Below are 1,235 nucleotides of genomic sequence, written 5' to 3'. Positions count from 1 at the left end.
TTCTTTTAAATGCGCAGCATGTGAAGGGTCTGGTGCGTGATCAGGGAACTCACCATTTGGAGTCGTACGTAAAGCAATGACTTCACAACCCATTTTTTCAAGTACGAGTTTTGAGCAATGCCCTGCCGATCCATGCAGGCCATCTAATACAACTTTTAAAGGACGCTTGAGTTGAATATCGTTAAAGATTGCTTGTTGGTATTTTTTACAAAATTCTGAATTAAATTGAGGAGTTGATAATTCTAATAATGAAATTGTATGAGTAGGTACATAAGTTTGCGCAAATTCACCTACTTGCTGGATCATTTCAGGAGATGGAGGTTCACCTCTTAAAATCCATTTAATACCATTATCTGATTTAGGATTATGGCTAGCTGTTACCATTATGCCATTACCACCAAACTCCCGTGCAATGTAGTACATCATCGGGGTTGAGCAACAACCAATATTTGTAACATTTAAACCCTGCTATAATAATATCTCTTCGATTAAATGCGCATAAGCTGGACTCGTTAGGCGCGCATCATAACCAATACTCAGATGAGTTTGTTCTGCTTGTTTATATTGTTGTGCCAATCCATAGGCAATTGAACGGACGACGTCCGTAGTTAAATAAGAAAGTTTGCCTCTAATATCGTAAGCACGGAAAATATTTTTTGGAAATGAGTGTCTTACATTCATAGCGTATCTTCTATTTAAAGATCAATTTGATCTATCGCAAAAACATAGAGTATTCAAAATCTGAAAAATGGGTATTTGCTAAAAAAAGTTAAAAGAATATGAGTAAAGCGTTTTGTAATATAATTCATTGTAACATTCAAGGTGTAAAAAGAAACACTTGTAAAACAAGCGTTTCTTTTCATTATTTTTTATAAATTAATTATTGTTTACCAGTGTGACCAAAGCCGCCTGCGCCACGTAAAGTTTCTTCAAATTCCTCTACTTGCTCAAATTCAGCCTGAACTACTGGAACTAGAACATACTGTGCTAAACGCTCACCTGGTTCTAAACGGAAGGTGGTTTGACCACGGTTCCACACTGAAACCATCAACTCACCTTGATAATCCGAATCAATCAAACCAACTAAGTTACCAAGCACGATACCGTGTTTATGGCCTAAACCTGAACGCGGTAGAATTAAACCAGCAAAATTCACATCATGAATATAAATTGCCATACCTGTTTTAACCAAAACAGTTTGGCCTGGTTCAATCTCAATTGCTTCATCTAAACAG

Annotated in this window: 1 protein-coding gene and 1 pseudogene; both read right to left on the bottom strand. The window is 36.7% G+C overall.

Features of this window, described 5'->3' with window-relative positions:
- Positions 1 to 681, bottom strand: a pseudogene (locus tag VXQ92_RS19090) (phosphomannomutase/phosphoglucomutase); the annotation flags it as partial.
- Positions 682 to 880: 199 nt separating this feature from the next.
- The coding region (dut, locus tag VXQ92_RS19085) for a dUTP diphosphatase (RefSeq protein WP_416682857.1) at positions 881 to 1,235 on the bottom strand (355 nt) is incomplete at its 5' end.

This window comes from Acinetobacter sp. 228 (assembly GCF_048147885.1).
This window is presented reverse-complemented; position numbering and strand designations above follow the sequence as displayed.